An 18547-nucleotide genomic window follows, 5' to 3' on the forward strand; every position below is an offset into this window, starting at 1 on the left:
TAGTTTTACAATTGCAGGTTATAATACGATCAACGGCGTTACAATGCCGATGGAAAAGCGGTAGTTATCATGGTTGGCCAGCCCCAGTACAATTTTGGCATAATCGGAATGCCGGTAGATACGCCCTACCATATTGCAGAATACGCGCAGGTTCACATCCCTGAGCGGATAGACTTCTATACCCGGGATATAGCCCCAGGCGGTGCGTAATTTGGCAGGAGCGGCGGGGTCAGGGTTGCCATCCCAGTAGGCAAAGTCCACCATGCCCTGGAAGGCCAGATGCACGATCTTACTCAGCTGCACATCCGCGCTGACCCAGTGGCTCATGTAGCGCGCCTGCTGGGCGGTGGTGTGCAGGCGGCTGCGCACCATATCCGTTACAATCATCTTGCGGTCCAGGTTTTCGAGGCTGAGTTTAAAATCGTACTGCAGGCGGAAGCCCTTTAGCTGCAGCTGGTTACCGAAAGCGAAATAGTTCATGTACTGCTGGGTGGCTTCCTTAAAAATGCTGTACGACCAAATCGTCTGGAACTTGCCGCCTGCAAAGCTCCCCCGCCAGTTGGCCACTGCGGCGAAAGGAAACTTCGCCTCGTCGATACCGGGAATGGTGTCATAAATTTCGTAGAAGGATTTGGTGCGGCTGTTCAGCAACTGTACGGTGAACTCGTGCTGCTTATTGGGCAGCCAGCCAAAGCCGGCGCCGGTGAGGAAGTTATCCGCATACTCGATGATGTCGGAATATTCGTAGATGTCGATCGGGTTGGCGTCAAATTCGTACCCGCCCCAATCTGCACAGAGCTTACCGGCGTAAATCTTCCAGTGTTCGGTGGGGTCAAAGCGGAGGTACGCCAGGTCAGTAGAGCGACTGATATTATCAATTGACTGGGTTTCCGGATCGCGGGTATAGCGGTCGCGGAAGCGGAAGTACAGCTTGTCCGTTACCTTGCCCCTGATTTCCAGGCGGAACTGCTCGTTCACAAACCTGGCGTTGGTGAAGGTACCGTTGACGAACTGGTTACGTTCGGCAAAGCGCATATTCGCGATCAGGTCAATGTTTTGCAACAGGGTAGCCTTGGAGGTATTAATCAGGGGTTTGAAGATAGTATCCTGCGCTTCCTGCTGCTGCGCGGCCGCAACGAAGGGCAGCAGCAACAGGATGGGTAATAGCCGGTTACGTGTACGCATTTACGTTAGATTAAGGGTACATGAAGGATGGTTATTAATGATTACTTACTGAAAGCTGCCTGCAGCTCCTTACAGGAAAATACCTGCAAAGAAAAACCCCGCCGCCACCGACATGCCCACTGCCACTAAACCGGGAATCATAAAGCTGTGGTTGACGAGGAACTTACCTATATGCGTACTGCCAGTGCGGTCAAAGTTAATGGCCGCCAGCAGTGTAGGATAGCCGGGTAAAATAAAGTCGCCGTTGGCCCCGGGGAACATCGCCACCAGGTGCGCCGGACTAATACCGAGCGAGAGGCCCAGCGGGGCCAGCGCCTGGGTAGTGGCAGCCTGGCTGAAGAGCAACATGCTCAGGAGGAAGATGGCGATGGCAAACGTCCATGGCGCGGAGCGCACCATATTGCCCAGGGCGCCCTCGATAATAACCTGGTTGGTTTGCATGAACGTAGCGCTCATCCACACCACGCCGAATACAGAGATAACCGCCACCGCGCCTGCGGTGAACAGGCTGGCTTTGGAAACCGCTTCCGCAGTGGTTTTGGTGAAGATCATGATAGCAGCGGCCGCGCTGAGCATGATCAGCTCAATCATGGCAGCCATTTTGATATTGCCGAGGTTATTGATGGCGAGGTTGGCATGCCCCGGTTCAAACGTAGGCAGCATTTTAGGGAAAGCTCCTACCAGCACAATCAGCAGTACGGCCAAACCAAATATCGCGACGGCTGTTTTTGCGCCGGGCTTCAACGGCTCCCTGGTAGCGGAAGTATCAAGGTCGATGCTGCGGGCAAATTCAGGGTCTTTCATCTTTTCCAGGAATACCGGGTCCTTTTCCAGCTCTACGCCCTTCTTCCAGCACACTGCCACGCCGCACAGGATGCCGACGATGCAGGCGGGAATGCTCACCATGATCACCTGCGGCAAACTGACCGCCCCGCCCAGGATGGATACCAGCGCCGCGGTGGCCGCGGAAATAGGGCTGGCCGTAACGGCGAGGTGGGAAGCGATCACGGAAATGCTCAACGCTCTTTTCGGGCGGATCCGTTTTTTGGTGGATACCTCTGCGATAATGGGCAGCAGGGAGTAAGTGATATGCGCCGTGCCGGCAAATACGGAGAAGACGAAAGTAGTGAACGGAGCTATCAGCACAATCAGGGAAGGCTTGCTGCGCAGCACCTTTTCCGCCAGGCGCACCATGTATTCCATACCGCCGGCAGCCTGCAGGGTGGCCGCTGTACTCACTACGGACAGGATGATCAGCATCACGTCGATCGGCGGATCGGCCGGGGCCATGCGGAAAACAAATACGAATATCATGAGCGCCACCATGCCCATCACACCAAGGCCAATGCCTTTCATGCGCGCACCGATCAAAATAGCCATTAATAAAATGGCAAACTGGATCCAGATCATAGCTAATGAATATAAACAGTGATATTAAATACTACGGAACAGGCTAGTATTCGAAAAAGTATCCCTGGATGGTGGCAGGGTCGGAAGTTTTCAGCAATGACAATTGTAACAATACTCTTGCTTTCTCGGGGTTGAGGTCATCTGAAACAATCGTGCCGAGGGCTTTGTCATTTGTTTCGCCGTTGAGCGTCACGCGGCCGCTGGCCACTCTCGCCGCTCTCACTACCACAATGCCTTTGGCCGTGGCCTGCTTTACTTTCGTTTCTACGGTGGGGTAAAGGTTCCCGTTGCCTACCCCCGCGATGACGATGCCTTTGGTACCGTTGTTTACCAGGCAGTCTACCAGCGTGGGATCGGGGTTGGAGTAGCCATAGAGGATGTCCACTTTCGGCAGCTCATTCACCTGGCTGACGTCGAAGATGGTTTGCGTGGTATGCTTGCGTAACGTGGCATGATACCAGGCTACCTTGCCGTCAAACACATAGCCCAGCGGGCCGGTGTTTGGCGCCTGGAAGGTAGCGGTGCTGGTGGTATTCATTTTGTTTACTTCCCGCCCGGAGAAAATCTCTTCATTCATGGCTACCAGCACTCCCCTGCCGGCGGAAGATTTATTGGCCGCTACCACGATGGCGTCATAGAGGTTTTTGGGGCCATCCGCGGAGATGGCGGTAGCGGAGCGCATGGCGCCTACCAGTACTACCGGCTTGTCTGATTTAACGGTGAGATCGAGGAAGAAGGCGGTTTCGCCCTGGGTGTCCGTTCCGTGGGTGATCACTACGCCGTCCACCTCAGCGCTTTGCAGCAGCTCGTTCACCCGTTTGGCGAGTTTGAGCCATACGCTGTCCGTCATGGCCTGGCTGCCTACCGAGGCTACCTGTTCGCCTTCGAGGTTGGCCACTTTATTGGCTTCCGGTACGGCGCTGAGGAGGTCTTCGATGGGCAACTTCCCGGCGGTGTAGCCGGCGGCAACGCTTGAAGCGCCGGCGCCGGCTATGGTGCCACCAGTAGCCAGGATAACTATATTAGGCAGGTTTTTATTTTTTTCAGGGCGGGTGGCGACGCCCGCTGCGGAGGTAGTTGCTGCCCGTTGTTTCTTTTTCTTTTGTGCCTGTGCCTCCATGGGCGTTACCTGGAAAATACCCGTCATGCAGGCTAACAGTAAGCCATAAACGAAAACAGAAGAACGTAACATACCTGTTATAGTTTTTATTGGATGAATTGAGGTCGGATCAGGTTGTCGAAAGTGAAGATCTCATCCCATTTTTCCTGGGTGATATACTTCTTCTCTTTCACCACCAGGTCGTGCACGGACTTACCTGTTTCCAGGGCTTCGCGGGCCACGCCTGCGGATTTTTCATAGCCGATAACAGGGTTCAGCTGCGTAACGATGCCGATGCTGTTCATCACCATTTGCCGGGTATGTTCGGCATTGGCGGTGATGCCCACTACGCATTTATCCTTGAGGGTTCTGCATGCATTGGTCATGTAGGAGATGGCGGTAAAGAGGGAGAATGCCAGTACCGGCTCCATTACATTGAGCTGTAATTGTCCGGCTTCCGCGGCCAGCGTCACGGTAAGGTCCGCCCCGATCACGTAGAACGCCGTTTGGTTAACCACTTCCGGAATAACAGGATTTACTTTACCCGGCATGATGGAAGATCCCGGCTGCATCGGCGGCAGGTTAATTTCGTTTAGCCCTGTGCGTGGTCCGGAGGAGAGCAGGCGCAAGTCGTTACATATTTTAGAAACCTTTACCGCAGTGCGTTTCAGCACACCGGAGAGTTGTACGTACGCGCCGGTATCGTAGGTAGCCTCGATCAGGTCCGCCGCCAGCGACAGTTCCAGGCCGGTTACTTCACGCAGGTATTTTGTTACCAGTTCGGAATACCCTTTGGGTGCATTCACCCCGGTACCGATGGCAGTAGCGCCCATGTTGATCTCGGAGATCAGGCGCTTGCTGTCTTCCACCCTTGGCACTTCTTCCCCGAGGTTGGTAGCGAAGGCGCGGAATTCATCGCCCATGCTCATAGGCACGGCATCCTGCAATTGGGTACGGCCCATTTTCAGCACGTTGCTGAATTCGTTGCCTTTGGCTTCGAAGGCCTGCCCCAGCTCGGCCAGCGTTTGTTTGTAGCTGGTCAGCTTATTGATCAGCGCAATGCGGAAAGCCGTAGGATATGCGTCGTTAGTGGATTGTGAGCAGTTGACGTGGTTGTTGGGGTGGCAAAATTCATACTCGCCTTTCTTCTTACCCATCATTTCCAGGGCCACGTTAGCGATAACTTCATTCGCGTTCATGTTAACGGAAGTACCTGCGCCGCCCTGAATCAGATCGCTGAGAAACTGGTCGTTAAACTCACCGCTGATCACACGGTCACTCGCTTTAATGATGTATTCCGCAATAGTTTTATCCAGTACGCCGAGGTCGCGATTCGCCATAGCGGCGGCCTTCTTCACATAACCCAGGGCTTGTACAAACAGGGGTTCCACTTTCAAAGGAATACCGGTAATATGGAAATTTTCCAGCGCTCTGAGGGTTTGGATACCATAGTAAACATCCTGTGGGATTTCCATTTCACCCAGGAAATCATGTTCGATTCTTTTTGACATAATGTTTAAAAGATTTAAAACAGGAAGGTAAATGCTTTTACAACAATGACAGTTAACAAATTGTTTTGAGTTATGCAACTATCAGCAATATTTTAAAGTAACTTCAACATTATAACCTTATTTTTTTGGAGAAAAACATGCAATACCGTTATTATCTTTTATGTTTTCTGATTTTTGTATTCGCGCAGGAAATCCATGCACAAAAGCTAAAACCCGGCTTTGATGCTGCCGAATACCAACAGTTGCTGTTAATTGTAAACAGGTCAGGCGATACCCCGTGGACGAAGGTAAAAACCCCTATGCCGGAACATTGCAAAATGGTGTACCGCTCCCCGGAAGTAGGGATGGTCAACCGCTGGGACCTGTGGCTGCGGGAGGATAAGGTGGCCATCATACATATAAGAGGTACCATTGGCTCCATGGTTTCCTGGATGGAAAATTTTTATGCCGGCATGATCCCCGCCAGGGGCTCTCTCCGGTTAAGCGACAGTACCCGGTTTGATTATACGCTTTCCAATGATCCGCAGGCGTATGTGCATGCAGGTTGGATGATTGCCCTGGCGGCCATGGGGCCGGATATTGCAGGGAAGATTAAGGAATACTACCGGCAGGGCGTACACGATTTTATCATCACCGGCCATAGCCAGGGAGGCGCCATCACCTTCCTGCTGCGCAGCTGGCTGCAGTACTTGCCGGATATGCCGAAGGATATTGTATATAAAACATACAGCAGCGCCGCCCCTAAACCGGGCAACCTGAACTATGCATACGACTATGATTATATTACCCGGAATGGATGGGGTTTAAGAGTGGTGAATCCGCGGGACTGGGTACCGGAAACGCCGTTCTCTATTCAGACCACACGGGATTTTGCGCCGGTGAATCCGTTTACAGATATAAAGAAAGCGCTGAAGAAGCAGAAATGGCCGGCAAGGGCAGGATTGAAGTATTTATACGGCCGGCTGGACAGGCCGTCCAAAAGGGCCAGCAGGCGTATGCAGCGGATACTGGGCAACACGTTGTACAAGCGGGTGCAGCAGGTATTGCCGGGATATGAGCGGCCTCCGTTTGTGACCAGCCACAGTTATTCCCCTGCGGGCGCGCCGGTCATATTGTATCCGGTGGCGGGGTATGATGAAAAGTTTCCTTTCGATGGCAAGAATATTTTCTGGCACCACAATATCCCCAATTACATGTGGCTGACGGAACAGATTTACGGGAAGGCGGCAGCAAATTAATCGCTGCTGCCTGCCTTTTCTCCTACAAACCAGTGTTCCTTATCCCGGAATAATACGTTGAAAGTGGTGAGCGAACCGTAGATGCGGGTGATATACTGTTGAAGGTTTATCTTCTCTTCATCCGTGAGTACCTTGTGGCTGTTGATGTTTTGCTCCAGTACGCGAAGGCGGTCGCGCAGCATGACGATCTTGTGGAAGAAGGCATCTATCGGCACTTCCTTGGCTTTTAGCGACGGATCGCCGGGTTGCAGGACGAGGGTACCGTTTCTCCATTTATCCCCCAGGGGTACCACCTCGGTCATGCCGCCCCATAGGCGCAATATCTTGAGGATCGAGGTTTCCACTTCCGACAGGGTTTCTACTTCAGTGGTTTTATTTTCTGCCACCAGCACTTCGAAAAGCGGGTCTGTTTTATCTACCAGTTTAATCCCATGATCCATAAAAGTAACCTGGTATTGCGCGTACCTGATTCCAATGATTACGCCCGGGCCATAATGCGCATGCTGCACTCTGCTGCCAATGCCTAAGGTCAGTTCTTCCATCTGTTTTTTTGTATAAACTTAAAGAACTTTTTGCTTTGTTGAACCCGTTGGGCAGGGATAAATAAAAGAGGGACAGCGCCGGCGGCACTGTCCCTCCAAATGTTTTGCACGGTCAAAGCGGCATGGTGTGGTTATTCCTTTACCTTGTTCAGGAAATAGGATAATTTAAACAGCAGCTCATCGGAAAGGCCGGCTCTCAGCTTCGCTTCCTCGTCGGTAATGCCGAGGCGGCGCAGGCGCTGATAATAGACGTAGGAGCCTCCGATCAGTTCCAGGCATTCCTGTATCTTGTGTTTTACTTCTTCTTCCTTGGCGCGTTTTTCAAATTCCTTTTTGGTGAGGATCTTATCCACGAAGTAGAAGTTGTCTTTATCTTCCACCCACTTGTTGCCTTCGCGGTGTTGCGGTTTATATACTTCGAGGTAGCAGTTATCCAGTTTCAGTACATCCCCGAATTCCGCTTTCAAATCTATCACCATTGGCTTATCCGGTGTAGGGTTGGCCAGGCGTTTTTTAATATGATTGCTGATGTCTACGCCGAGGTCGTCGCAACTCATGAGTATCTGGTTCAGCTCAGAGTATTCCAGGCTGATGGTGATACGGCTGTAGCTACGGCCGTTTTTGATTTTACCGAACAGGCTTGGAGAAGTGTTTTCATCGAAGATGATATCTTCCACCTGTATTTTGGTAATGGTGCGGTAGTTCGGTTTGTAACCTTCTTCAGAAGGCGTTGGTCTTTTATTTACCAGCCTGGAAGTTTCCTGGCGGCGGCTGTTCTGGATGTAATCATCCACAAAGCGTAATCCCTGCTTCTTCAATTTCGTGTACAGTTCGTTGCTGGTGTAATTATTCATTTTGCTGAGGATGCTCAGGTCGTTCCAGCTGTCATGATGCTGCATCTGTTTGAGTTCATCCAGTATGTCAGTGGCCGGTATATTCCTGCGGTAGAATAACTCGCCAATGAGGAAGATGGCGTATTCATGCGCCGGGTAACCGAGTTCCGGCAGCACGTCGTACGGGGATCTTTTTTGTTCACGGGCGGCCTGCAGCAGGTCAATATCCGATACCACGGGGGCGAGCAGATATTTCCTTGCGGCCGAGCGGAGTTTACGGCTCACGTAGTCCAACAGCTGGTCGTTTACCGGGCGGTGCTCCACAAAATCGTGCAGGATCTGTACGAAGCGCCGCGAAGTAGGCAATCCAAACTGTGAGAGAATATCGTTTTCCATGTCCAGCACGTCCTCATTTCCATCCACCTCGTTTCCAGGCTTTACCTTACGGTCCAACTGCTGATAGCGCTGATAGTATTCCTGTAATTTCAGTTTAAGCTGATCCATAATATATATACAATTAAAAATTAAATCTTTAAGCAATAAGCTGCGTGGAATTACACGCATGGCGTAATTCAATAGCTATTCAAAAATCAACATATTGATTTCCAATAGTTTATAAGAACGGGAATGAAATGGGAAAGTCCGCAAAGATAATCAGAAAAATGCGATTTCGGAAGTACCTCCGCTTGCCGGAAAGCATGATGCGGGGCTTGTGTTTAATCAGTCCGGTAGCATCTTACTGGCGCACAATCCAAATAGGTGATTTCTATAATTTATAAGTTGCTGGAAAAAAATTTTTACATCAATTTGGATTTTAAAAATACTTTCTCTTATCTTTGCACTCCCAACAACGAAAAGAAGGGTTTCATAAACGGTGAAATCCTCGTTAATAAAGGAAATACGGTGGTTGTAGCTCAGTTGGTTAGAGCATCAGATTGTGGTTCTGAGGGTCGGGGGTTCGAGACCCCTCATCCACCCTAAAAAATTTTGGAACAGACGGTGGTCGTAGCTCAGTTGGTTAGAGCATCAGATTGTGGTTCTGAGGGTCGGGGGTTCGAGACCCCTCGTCCACCCTACTAAAACGAAAGGCTGATTCACATGAATCGGCCTTTTTTGTTTCGCTCCAACTCCGCTTATTCTGCTATCTTTATCGCCATCAAAAGACACTGCAATTCATGCTATATACATTACCCATCATCGCTGCGCTGGCCGGCTGGCTGATCAACACCATTGCTGTACAAATACTGCTGCGCCAACTGCCCAAACGCCGCGAAACACTGGCAAACGAACTGGGCGCCCTCGCCGGCCAACAATTCTCCTTTGCCGCCATCAAAGAAAAACTCACAGATCCGGAAAAGATCAAAAGCATTATACCCGTGGTGGAAACCCACCTGGACGGCTTCCTGCGGGACAGGCTGCCTAAAGCCATGCCGGTATTGTCCATGTTCATCGGCGACAGTACCATTAACCAGATAAAATCCCACCTGGTAGCGGAACTGGATGCCCTCTTCCCCGTTATGATCCACCAATACCTCGGTAACGTGGAAAAAGACCTGAACCTGGAAAAGATCATCAGCGATAAAATCCGCAACACCACGGCGGAACAAATGCAACTGGCAGTCACCCATTTCCTGGGCAGGGAACTGACCGGGTTCAAAGTGCTGGGCGCCGTATCCGGCCTGATCATCGGAGGCCTCTGCCTGTTACTGGTTATGCTCGCCGCCTGAGCTTTTAACTGATACGGACAGCGCCCCTTGGAAAGGCGCTGCCCGCCCCCTTTCCCCGCTTCCTCTGTTAACTACTGTTAAGACCTTCCGACGGCGCTTTTACCACACTTTCCCCGTAAAATTTCCGCTCATCATAATATCCCGCCATTCATACCTACCCCCCGGTAATTTTGTGATGACCCGAAAATTAAAACCGGTTTAAATCGATCAGGATGAGAAAATGCTATGCAATTGTTGCTGGTATTATGTTATGGCAGATACATACGTACGCGCAGGCGCCCGGCGGAGCTAAAACACCGTCCGCCCAACAGGGACAGGCACGCCAGCAGGGCCAACGCCCCAATATGCCACAGATAGGACATATCTACGGGAAATTACTGGACGAAAGCACCAACAAACCGATAGAATACGCCTCCGTAGCCATTCTCCGCGCGAAGGACTCCTCCGTGGTGACCGGCATGCTCACCAAATCCAATGGGGACTTCAGCCTGGAGAACCTGCCTTTCGGCCCCTTCATCGTTCGCATCAACTTCATGGGGTACGTTACCCTGACGAAAAAAGTGACCATCACCGGTCAAACCAGCGAACAGGATCTCGGCAACATCAAACTGAAACCAAATGTGAAAATGCTCAACAGCGTGGAAGTAACCGGCCAGAAGAGCGCTTTCCAGATGGGTATCGATAAGAAAGTATTTAACGTAGACCGTAACCTCACCTCCGTAGGCGGTACCGCCCAGGATGTGCTGAAAAGCGTGCCTTCCGTAAACATCGACCTCGATGGAAACGTAACCGTACGCAACGCCGCTCCCAACATCTTCGTGGACGGGAAGCCTTCCACCCTCACGCTGGACCAGATCCCCGCGGACGCCATCGAAAGCGTGGAACTGGTGACCAACCCTTCCGCGAAATACGACGCAGAGGGTATGTCCGGCATCCTGAACATCGTTCTGAAGAAGAACCGTAAGGCAGGCTTTAACGGTTCCGTGCAGGCTGGCATCGGCAATAACAATAAGTACAACGCCGGCGCTAACCTGGCAGTACGGCAGGGAAAGTTCAACGTCTCTGCCAACTATAATATCAACGCCAACCAGATGTGGGGCGAAGGAACTACCAACCGTACCAACTTCGGCGCTAAGGGGGATACCAACTACCTGACGCAGAACAGCAACAGTACCAACAAACCGCTGTTCCAGTTCGGACGCGTGGGTGTGGACTATTACATGGACAACCGGAACACCATCTCGCTCTCCCAAAATATCGGCGGCGGCGATTTTAAAAACACTGAGGACCTCCTCAGCACTTTTGCCAACGCCAACCAGGTAGTGACCGGCCGTAACGACCGCCTGAACAACAGTAACATGAGCTTCCGCCATTACACGACGGCGCTCGATTACCGCCACGCTTTTGCAAAACCAAACCAGGAGCTCACCGCAGCATTCCAGTTTAACCGCAGCAATAACAGCCGCAACGGGGATTACATCACCCAGGCGCAATCAGCTACCGGCACGCCCCTCGGACAGCCTGTGATGCAAAACAACAATACCGGCGGTAAAACCACCTTCATCACCATGCAGTCGGACTACACCAACCCGATTGGTAAAAATGGCAAGCTGGAAGTGGGCGTTAAAGCGACTTTGCGCAATTACAACAGCCAGTACAACGTGTTTAACCAGGACACGATCAAAAACGAATTTGAATTTGTAGACTCCCTCTCCACCCGTTACAAATACAAGGAGCAGATCTACGCAGGATATGTGAACTTTGCCAACACCATCGGCAACTTCGGCTACCAGGCCGGTTTGCGGGTGGAGCAATATATTTATAGCGGAGAGAACCAGGGTATCACCTATAAACCCACCAAGGCTACGCCGGGATTCTTCCCCAGCGTATTCCTCTCGCAAAAGTTTGCGCACGACCAGGAACTGCAGCTGAATTATTCGAGAAGGGTGAACCGTCCGAACTTCTTCCAGCTGATACCTTACCGCGACTACAGCGATCCGCAGAACCAGCGGGAAGGTAACCCGAACCTGAAGCCGGAATATACCAACAGCCTGGAACTCTCTTACGTGAAATCCTGGAAGGCTACCAACTTCCTCGGAAGCGTGTACTTCAGGAATACCAACAACCTGATCACTACCATCAACACGCCTATCGGCCGGGATACATTGCTCATGCAGTTTATCAACGCCAACCGCAGCAACTCCTACGGCGCTGAGCTGACGCTGAAAAACCAGGTCATCCCCGGATGGGACCTGACCACCAACGTCAACCTGTACCAAACGGACCTGCAGGTGACAGATGGCGCAAATACCTTTACCAACAGTGGTTTCAGCTGGATGGGTAAAATCAATTCCGAAACCAAACTGCCCTGGAACATGACCCTGCAAATCAATGCAACCTACCAGGCGCCTGCCGTGGCACTGCCCAACAATGGCAGCGGCGGCGGTGGTGGACGCGGCGGCGGCGGCGGAGGAGGCGGTATGATCTCCACTTCCGCGCAAGGTACCATCAAAGGTTTCAGCTTTATTGACGCAGCCCTCCGGAAGGACTTCCTGAAGAACAAAGCAGCCTCCGTTACCTTGAGCGTATCGGATATTTTCAACACCCGCCAATACGAGCTAAATCAAATCACGCCTACCTTTGCACAGGATTACCTGCGTAAGCGCGAATCCCGGATCTTCAAGGTGAACTTCAGCTACCGGTTCGGAAAATTCGATGCAAGCCTCTTCAAGAAAAAGAAACGCCCGGATAACAATTCCGACAACGGAATGGACCAGATGGGATTCTGATATAACTAAAGTTGATGAATGCAACCAATAGCCGGCAGCCCGCTTCTACAGCGAAACGCCGGCTATCATTTTTTCGTTACCATTCATCACATACAACAGAATAATCCAAGTGTACAGAGTACTTTTATGTTGATCAAACCAAAGTTGTAAAAGCTAGTACTATTCTCTGCATGCGAAACTACCTGTCCTTGCTGATTGTGTCCTTATGTCTGTTCACTAACGTTAATGCACAAACGACGCAGACCACGCCGCTGAAAATAACGGGAAAGGTCGTGGACCTTTCCACCACCAAACCAGTGGAAATGGCATCCGTAGTGGTGCTCAACAGCGCCGATTCCACCGTTGTAACCGGCATGTACACCAATGCAACCGGCAATTTTTCCTTTAACAATATCACCCCCGGCATTTATGTACTGCGTATCACTTTCATGGGATACGACAAGCTCGAGAAAGCGGTGAAAGTAGTGGCAGGCAAGCATACTTTTGCCGGCACCCTGCGCCTCAACAGATCCGGCAAAGAGCTGAATACCGTTGAAATCAAGGCAGAAAAGCCGTCCTTCTCCATGCAGATAGACCGCCAGGTATTTGACGCCGGCGATATGATCAACGCGGAAGGCGGCACCGGTACGGACATTCTCAAGAATATCCCCAGTGTGGATGTGGATATAGACGATAACGTGACCCTCCGCGGTAAAAGCGTGACCATCTACGTGGATGGCAAGCCATCCCCCTTCGGCGATGCTAAAACAGCGCTGCAGATGCTTCCGGCGGAAAGTATTGACCGCGTGGAAGTGATCACCAACCCCTCCGCGAAGTTTGAAGCCCAGGGCGGCGGCGGTATTATCAACATCGTGCTAAAGAAAGATAAAGCCATCGGTTACAACGTGATGTTTAACGTGGGAGCGGCCACACGCGGGCAACTCAACGGTAGCGCCAATGCCAGCCTGCGCATCAGGCGGTTCAACTTCTTCGCCAACTACAACGGCCGGTATGAAGATATTGACGGCAGCGGTATCAGCAACCGGGAAAACCTCGTGGCAGATAGCAACAACACCCGCTACTTTACGCAAAAAAGCGCCAGCGCCAACCGCAATGGCAACAACGGCGGGCGGTTCGGCTTTGATTACTTCCTGGACGACCGCAATACCATCACCATTTCACAAGGGTTGAACTACGCCTATGGCGGTAATGACGAGAACATAAACCTCAGCAACCTGGATGAAAAATATCATCCGTTGAACTACGGCATCCGGACAAATAACAGTCATTATAACAATAATAACAGCAATACCAACATCAGTTATAAACGGACTTACAAAAAACCCAACCAGGAGCTGACGGCTTACGCCAGCTTCAGCAACAACAGCAGCAATAACAACAGCCAGTATGTGAGCAACTATTACCGGCCCGTGGTGGATACCGTTTATCGCAGCTCGGATCAGAAAAACCGCGGGGACAACGGGAACAAATTCTGGAACCTGCAGTCGGACTACACTTCCCCGTTTGGTAAAAAAGGAAAGCTGGAAACCGGCGTAAAGGGCACCATCCGCAAGATTGACAACGATTACCTCGCTACGCTGTACAACAGGGATAGCATGGCATACCTGCCCAGCCAGAACCTCAGTAACAAGTACAATTACGAAGAGGATATTTACGCGGCGTATTTCAATATCGCAAATGCCATCGGCAACCTGGGTTACCAGGTGGGAGCCCGCGCGGAGCAGTCGTACCTCCGGGGATACTCCGTCACAAAAGATTCCCGCGTGGACAGGTCGTTCTTTAACGTATTCCCCAGCGTTTTCCTGAAATACAATCTCCCTAAAAACCAAAACCAGAACCTGGTCTTTAACTACTCCACGCGTATAGACCGGCCCAACTTTGACCAGTTGCTGCCGTATATCAACAACTCCGATCCGCAGAACATCCGCACCGGTAACCCGGACCTGCGTTCCGCGCTGACGCATAAGTTCGAGATAAACTATTCCGAGTGGTTTCCGCGGACGAACAACTACCTCAGCGGAGGCATGTACTTTTCCAAAACCAATGATAATATTGACCGCATCAGCACCCTCGATACCCTCAGCGGCGTGACTACCACCCGCCCGATGAACCTTGCCAGCAGCGAGAATATGGGCGCCAATTTTTCCTATAGCTGGAAAATCAGGAAGTGGTGGAAATTCAATTTCAATGTAAACCTGGAATACAACAAGATTACAAGCGTCACCATCAATAACGATAACCTGACCTACGGTTTCAACGGCAACATGCAGTTCAGGCTGCCGCTGCGTTTCAGCGCGGAGCTGAGCGGCCACTACCGCTCCCCGCGGATTCAGCCGCAGGGTACCTTCCGGGCCATGAACGGTATGGACCTGGGGATTCGCAAGGAAATGCTGAAAAACAACCGCCTCGTGATTGCGGTGAATGTGTCCGACATCCTGAACACCCAGCAGTTTAACAGTCATTACGTAACGCCCACCTTCATACAGGATTACGACCGTAAGCGCGTAACGCGGTTCGTACGCCTCAATGTACGCTACCGCTTTGGCAAGATGGACCCGAACCTCTTCAAGAAAAAAAGGCAGCAACAGGAAGAGGAAGAGGAGAAACAGGAGGAGCAGCCGCGGCCGAATGCAGAAAGAGGCAGGCTGTAATCAGCAACCTGCCTCTATTTAGGTAAATGTGAGCCGGGAATAGGGGCAGGTTTATTTTTTGCCTGCCAGCATGGGTACAAAAGTGAAGTTATCGAACAGCTCCTGGTCATACTCTTCTTCGCTGACCTTGGTGATGCGCAGCATGCGCTGCACCTCCTGGCCACCCACGGGGATCACCATTTTGCCGCCGGTCTTCATCTGCTGCAATAATTTTTCAGGAATCTGGGGAGCGGCAGCCGTCACCAGCACCTTATCGAACGGGGCATACGAGGGCAGCCCTTCATAGCCATCGCCATAAAAGAAGCGCAGGTTGGGGTATTTGGACTTAAACTGGAACGTTTTGACGTGGTCAAACAGGCGCTTCTGCCGCTCGATGGTGAAAACATTCGCTTTCAGCTCCGCCAGCACACAAGCCTGGTAGGCGCTGCCTGTACCAATCTCCAGCACTTTCTCGTAAGGCTTTATTTCCAGTAACTGCGTCTGATACGCTACCGTGTAGGGTTGCGAAATCGTTTGGCCTTCCCCGATAGGAAAAGCCCGGTCCTCATAGGCTATACTCTCAAAAGCCGTATCAAGAAAGAAGTGCCGGGGAATATTGCCGATAGCCGCCAGTACATTTTCATCGGTTATGCCCTTCTGACGGATACTATCAACCAATTGTTTGCGTAGTCCTTTTTGTTTATAAGTATCTTCATACCGCCTCATACTCACAAAATTAACTATTACCGGCGATTTTCAATGATTTCGGGATTTGGAATTTCACACATTGACTTTTTTCCATTTACTTTACAGTCCATTTGAGCCCCCGGCTCCTAAAATTAAGATGACCATGGATATTAATATTCAAAACAAAGTAGCGCAATGGCTCAACGGCAATTACGATGCTGAAACAGTTGCCACGTTAAAGAAAATGCAGGCTGAAAACCCCGATGATCTTACCGATGCTTTTTATCGTAACCTCGAGTTTGGAACAGGCGGCCTGCGTGGAATCATGGGTGTGGGTACCAACCGAATGAATAAATATACCGTAGGGATGGCCACCCAGGGGTTTGCCAATTACCTGAAAGAGAGTTTCCAGGGTGAAATCAAAGTAGCGCTGGCCCATGACAGCCGCAACAATTCCCGTTTTTTTGCTGAAACCGCTGCCAATGTATTTGCGGCCAACGGTATCAAAGTATATCTCTTCGAAAGCCTCCGCCCTACCCCGGAGCTGTCTTTCACCATCCGCCACCTGAATTGCCAGGGCGGCGTGGTTTGTACCGCTTCCCACAACCCGCGTGAATACAACGGCTACAAAGCCTATTGGAATGATGGGGCCCAGCTGGTACCGCCACATGACAAGAATGTGATCCGCGAGGTAGAGAAGATCACCTCCCCGGACGAAGTGAAATGGACCGGCGGAGAAGCCAACATTACCATCATCGGGAAAGAGGTGGACGAGGCTTACCTGCAGGAGCTGCAGAGCCTGAGCATCAACCCGGATATCTGCAAACAACAGCACGACCTGAAAATCGTATATACGCCCATTCATGGCACCGGTATCACCATGGTGCCTGAAATTCTGAAACGATACGGCTTCACCAATGTGAACATCGTGGAAGAACAGGCTACCCCGGATGGTAACTTCCCTACCGTCGTATATCCAAACCCGGAAGAATCCGAAGCGATGAACCTGGGCCTGAAAAAAGCCAAAGCCATTGATGCGGACATCCTCCTGGGTACTGACCCGGACTCCGACCGTGTAGGCATTGCCGTTAAGAACCTGAAAGGGGAATGGACCCTGCTGAACGGCAACCAGACGGCAGCCCTGCTGTTCAACTATATCATCGAACAGCGTAAGGAAAAAGGGTTGGCCAAACCGGAAGACTACGTTTGTAAAACCGTGGTAACCTCCGACCTGATCGATGTTTTTGCCGCCAAAAACAATATTACCTGCTATAACGTACTGACCGGTTTCAAATGGATCGCTGACCTGATCCGCCGCAAAGAGCCACAGGAGCGCTTCATCTGCGGTGGCGAGGAATCTTACGGGTATATGATCGGCCGCAATGTGCGCGATAAAGACGCCGTTTCCTCCGTGGCTATGATCTGCGAAATGGCGGCCGTAGCGCGCAGCAACGGTAAATCCCTCTTTGAGCAGCTGATCGATATCTACATTAAATACGGTTATTACCTGGAACAACTGATCTCCATTACCAAAAAAGGTATGAAGGGAGCGGACGAAATTGCGGAAATGATGCGCGGCTACCGGGAGAACCCTCCTGCCACCATCAACGGTTCCAAAGTGGTAACTATTTACGACTACCAGTTGCAGCAGATTAAGGACATCGCGACCGGCGATATCCAACCGATCGACCTGCCAAAATCCAACGTATTACAGTTCCTGCTGGCGGATGGCAGCAAAATATCTGCCCGCCCGTCCGGCACTGAACCTAAAATTAAATTCTATTTCAGCGTAAACGAGCCGCTGGCAAGCGCTGCTGACTTTGACGCCGTTACGGCCAGGCTGGAACAGAAAATCAGCGGTATTATTTCAGACCTCGGCCTGAAATAAGCCTTGCTGTAAAACCCATTCCACTCCTTGCGCCACCAACCTGGCGCAAGGAGTGGCTTACCTGCTATGAAGAACTTCCTGTGCATATCATTCTTATCGTTGCTGTTTCTGAGCGGCAAGGCGCAGGAGAAATTAGCCTTTTCCACCATTCCTGATACGACCATTCCCGCGCGGGTTACCATGCTTACCGGCGCTACCGTGGTGCTCTACGGCAGCGGACTGGCAGCGTTAAATGCAGCCTGGTACCGGGATTATCCCCGCAGCGCCTTTCACTTCTTCAACGATATGGATGAATGGAAGCAGATGGATAAGCTGGGGCATGTGTTCAGCGCGTATTTCATCGGGAAGTACAGCCGCGAGTTATGGCGCTGGTCGGGCCTGCCCCGCCGGCAGCAGATATGGATCGGCGGCCTGAGCGGGTTTGCCTATCAATCAGTCGTGGAGGTGCTGGACGGATACAGCAGCGAGTGGGGATTTTCCTGGGGAGATATGGCGGCCAACGCGGCCGGCTCCGCCCTGTTGATCAGCCAGGAACTGGCCTGGAACGAACAGCGTATCCAGATTAAATTCTCCACGCATCCGGGCAGGTATGAAGGCGCGGAGCTGCGCGACAAAACCAACCAGCTCTTTGGAACGCGTTTCCTGGAGCGGGTATTGAAGGATTACAATGCGCAAACTTATTGGCTGTCCGTCAACCTGAGGTCCTTTGCGAAAAACTCGGGTATCCCCCTGTGGTTGAACGTTTCACTGGGTTATGGGGCAGACAATCTATATGGGGGCAATGCCAACTGGTGGCATGGCCCGGACGGACATCTGTTTGATTACCGTAGCACGCCCCGGATCAGGCAATTTTATCTTTCCCCCGATATTGATTTTACTAAAATCCCCACTAAGAAAAAAGGTGTGAAAGTTATTTTCCAGCTCCTGAATATGTTGAAGTTTCCCGCGCCAACACTGGAATTGACGAGCCAGGGAAAGCTGCGCCTGCACCCGGTTTATTTTTAACGG

General features: G+C 51.3%; 13 protein-coding genes and 2 tRNA genes. 8 read left to right on the forward strand and 7 right to left on the reverse strand.

Annotated elements, in window-relative coordinates; all coding sequences use genetic code 11:
* Positions 1–18 precede the first annotated feature (18 nt).
* The 4 genes from BOC67_RS17865 to aspA form a co-directional block, all read right to left on the reverse strand.
* Positions 19–1185, reverse strand: coding sequence for a porin (locus BOC67_RS17865; RefSeq protein WP_291912025.1), 1167 nt, complete (start codon positions 1183–1185; stop codon positions 19–21).
* Positions 1186–1254: 69 nt separating this feature from the next.
* Positions 1255–2595, reverse strand: coding sequence for an anaerobic C4-dicarboxylate transporter (locus BOC67_RS17870; RefSeq protein ID WP_291912026.1), 1341 nt, complete (start codon positions 2593–2595; stop codon positions 1255–1257).
* A gap of 43 nt (positions 2596–2638) precedes the next feature.
* Complete coding sequence (locus BOC67_RS17875) at positions 2639–3787, reverse strand: type II asparaginase (RefSeq protein WP_291912027.1); 1149 nt, start codon at positions 3785–3787, stop codon at positions 2639–2641.
* Between the two features lie 14 nt (positions 3788–3801).
* Positions 3802–5205 (reverse strand): aspartate ammonia-lyase, encoded by a 1404-nt coding sequence (gene aspA / locus BOC67_RS17880; protein WP_291912028.1) that lies wholly within the window; start codon positions 5203–5205, stop codon positions 3802–3804.
* A gap of 137 nt (positions 5206–5342) precedes the next feature.
* Between aspA and BOC67_RS17885 the strand changes: the two genes are divergently transcribed.
* Positions 5343–6443 (forward strand): lipase family protein, encoded by a 1101-nt coding sequence (locus BOC67_RS17885; protein WP_291912030.1) that lies wholly within the window; start codon positions 5343–5345, stop codon positions 6441–6443.
* Here the strand turns inward: BOC67_RS17885 and BOC67_RS17890 are convergent.
* Complete coding sequence (locus BOC67_RS17890) at positions 6440–6985, reverse strand: hypothetical protein (protein WP_291912031.1); 546 nt, start codon at positions 6983–6985, stop codon at positions 6440–6442. The two genes, BOC67_RS17885 and BOC67_RS17890, sit on opposite strands and share 4 nt — an antisense overlap.
* 131 nt (positions 6986–7116) lie before the next feature.
* Positions 7117–8322 carry a hypothetical protein gene (locus tag BOC67_RS17895; RefSeq protein ID WP_291912033.1) on the reverse strand — a complete coding sequence of 402 codons (1206 nt, stop codon included), beginning with the start codon at positions 8320–8322 and terminating at the stop codon, positions 7117–7119.
* A 399-nt stretch (positions 8323–8721) separates the two neighbouring features.
* Here BOC67_RS17895 and BOC67_RS17900 point away from each other — a divergent pair.
* From BOC67_RS17900 to BOC67_RS17920, 5 genes are all read left to right on the forward strand, one after another.
* Positions 8722–8795, forward strand: a tRNA-His gene (locus BOC67_RS17900).
* A gap of 22 nt (positions 8796–8817) precedes the next feature.
* A tRNA-His gene (locus BOC67_RS17905) sits at positions 8818–8891 on the forward strand.
* Positions 8892–8993: 102 nt separating this feature from the next.
* On the forward strand, positions 8994–9545 hold the full coding sequence (locus tag BOC67_RS17910; RefSeq protein WP_291912035.1) for a DUF445 domain-containing protein: 552 nt from the start codon (positions 8994–8996) through the stop codon (positions 9543–9545).
* 212 nt (positions 9546–9757) lie between these two features.
* Entirely contained in the window at positions 9758–12334 is a 2577-nt protein-coding gene (locus BOC67_RS17915) for a TonB-dependent receptor (RefSeq protein WP_291912036.1), read from the forward strand.
* 170 nt (positions 12335–12504) lie between these two features.
* On the forward strand, positions 12505–14985 hold the full coding sequence (locus BOC67_RS17920; protein ID WP_291912037.1) for an outer membrane beta-barrel protein: 2481 nt from the start codon (positions 12505–12507) through the stop codon (positions 14983–14985).
* Between the two features lie 51 nt (positions 14986–15036).
* Here the strand turns inward: BOC67_RS17920 and BOC67_RS17925 are convergent, their stop codons facing one another.
* A complete protein-coding gene (locus BOC67_RS17925) occupies positions 15037–15690 on the reverse strand; it encodes a protein-L-isoaspartate(D-aspartate) O-methyltransferase (protein WP_291912038.1) in 654 nt (217 codons plus the stop codon).
* A gap of 124 nt (positions 15691–15814) precedes the next feature.
* Here BOC67_RS17925 and BOC67_RS17930 point away from each other — a divergent pair, with 124 nt between their 5' ends.
* Complete coding sequence (locus BOC67_RS17930; protein ID WP_291912039.1) at positions 15815–17539, forward strand: phospho-sugar mutase; 1725 nt, start codon at positions 15815–15817, stop codon at positions 17537–17539.
* Between the two features lie 66 nt (positions 17540–17605).
* Positions 17606–18544: a DUF2279 domain-containing protein gene (locus tag BOC67_RS17935; RefSeq protein ID WP_291912041.1), complete on the forward strand. Its 939-nt coding sequence runs from the start codon at positions 17606–17608 to the stop codon at positions 18542–18544.
* Positions 18545–18547 lie beyond the last annotated feature (3 nt).

It is taken from the genome of Chitinophaga sp. CB10, assembly GCA_001870995.2.
Lineage (GTDB): Bacteria > Bacteroidota > Bacteroidia > Chitinophagales > Chitinophagaceae > Chitinophaga.

Coding starts and splice junctions, on each gene's coding strand:
- BOC67_RS17865 (WP_291912025.1), bottom strand. CDS start 1,185: ATGCGTACACGTAACCGGCTATTACCCATCCTGTTGCTGCTGCCCTTC.
- BOC67_RS17870 (WP_291912026.1), bottom strand. CDS start 2,595: ATGATCTGGATCCAGTTTGCCATTTTATTAATGGCTATTTTGATCGGT.
- BOC67_RS17875 (WP_291912027.1), bottom strand. CDS start 3,787: ATGTTACGTTCTTCTGTTTTCGTTTATGGCTTACTGTTAGCCTGCATG.
- aspA (WP_291912028.1), bottom strand. CDS start 5,205: ATGTCAAAAAGAATCGAACATGATTTCCTGGGTGAAATGGAAATCCCA.
- BOC67_RS17885 (WP_291912030.1), top strand. CDS start 5,343: ATGCAATACCGTTATTATCTTTTATGTTTTCTGATTTTTGTATTCGCG.
- BOC67_RS17890 (WP_291912031.1), bottom strand. CDS start 6,985: ATGGAAGAACTGACCTTAGGCATTGGCAGCAGAGTGCAGCATGCGCAT.
- BOC67_RS17895 (WP_291912033.1), bottom strand. CDS start 8,322: ATGGATCAGCTTAAACTGAAATTACAGGAATACTATCAGCGCTATCAG.
- BOC67_RS17910 (WP_291912035.1), top strand. CDS start 8,994: ATGCTATATACATTACCCATCATCGCTGCGCTGGCCGGCTGGCTGATC.
- BOC67_RS17915 (WP_291912036.1), top strand. CDS start 9,758: ATGAGAAAATGCTATGCAATTGTTGCTGGTATTATGTTATGGCAGATA.
- BOC67_RS17920 (WP_291912037.1), top strand. CDS start 12,505: ATGCGAAACTACCTGTCCTTGCTGATTGTGTCCTTATGTCTGTTCACT.
- BOC67_RS17925 (WP_291912038.1), bottom strand. CDS start 15,690: ATGAGGCGGTATGAAGATACTTATAAACAAAAAGGACTACGCAAACAA.
- BOC67_RS17930 (WP_291912039.1), top strand. CDS start 15,815: ATGGATATTAATATTCAAAACAAAGTAGCGCAATGGCTCAACGGCAAT.
- BOC67_RS17935 (WP_291912041.1), top strand. CDS start 17,606: ATGAAGAACTTCCTGTGCATATCATTCTTATCGTTGCTGTTTCTGAGC.